General features: G+C 41.8%; 1 protein-coding gene. It reads right to left on the bottom strand.

Going from position 1 to position 1,049, the window contains the following annotated elements:
• The coding region (locus P5674_RS25140) for a reverse transcriptase domain-containing protein (protein ID WP_315670420.1) at nt 1-1,049 on the bottom strand (1,049 nt) is incomplete at both ends.

Here is a 1,049-nt window from a genome sequence, read left to right as displayed (position 1 = left end):
TGACTGCTCCATTGTTAAGGACACAGCGTTGGCCTTGTCAAGTGCCGTCTTATCGTCGCGGGTGTGGCGGTGTAATAGCTGAAGATTTTTGTATTCATCCTTTCCAGCGAGGCTTCGAGGTACAATGTGGTCTACTTCAATTAGGTCTGATGGGGTAAAGTATTGCCCACACCAGGTACACTTGCCTTTTTGCTTTTTGAGTAGTTTTGCTACCCTAATTGGCGTGTCGATTGCTTGTCCTTTTCTGGTTGCCCAGTAAGTCCAGTTTCCGTCGTATGGTGTTGCATCAGGGCGTATTGTGGTATGTCTGACAATCGGAGTCCAATTATGTTTCCATAGTTGAAATCCATCTTTAGTCTTGAATAACCAAGATTCATGTCTTTCTTTCCCATTGCTAAGTTTAACCGTTCCTTGTTGGAAGTAGTTTCCTAGCTTCTCGTAGTTTGCCTTTCTGCATCTTGATACTGTCCATGCCCGTAACATTAACCAGACTATGTTATCCAGTTTATTGAAGGTCTCAGATGAGACTACCCCTGAGTAGTAGTTTGACCATCCCTTTATACTTGGGTTTAGTTTGCTTATCAGAGCTGATTGGGGTGCTGTTTTATGTTGTTTTATTACACCCTTAATTACTTCTGTATGAGCTTTAACTGCTTTATTGCTGGGTTTGATGTGGGTTTTGAACCTTTTTTGACTTTTCCCAGATTTATATTTTCCTACCGGATATTGCCTAACATTGAATCCTAAAAAATCAAACCCAGGTTCCTCAGTCTTGCCGTTGTACTCAATGGGATTGAGTGTGTGGCAAATTCGAGTCTTTTCAGGTTTAATTTCTAGTCCTACAGGTTTTAGCCACTCGGAAATAGCAGTTTTGCACTGTTCAATGATTTCTAGTGATGGGGATATCACAACAAAGTCATCAGCGTATCTTATAACAGTAGCTTGTGCTCTGTTTGCTTTCTTGGGATACATTGTTTTTATGAGCCTAACCATGCCCAACAGTGCGATGTTGGCGAGTATTGGACTTATTACCCCTCCTTGAGGTGTCC

The organism is Limnospira sp. PMC 289.06, from assembly GCF_032350395.1.
Taxonomy (GTDB): Bacteria; Cyanobacteriota; Cyanobacteriia; order Cyanobacteriales; family Microcoleaceae; genus Limnospira; species Limnospira platensis.
This window is presented reverse-complemented; position numbering and strand designations above follow the sequence as displayed.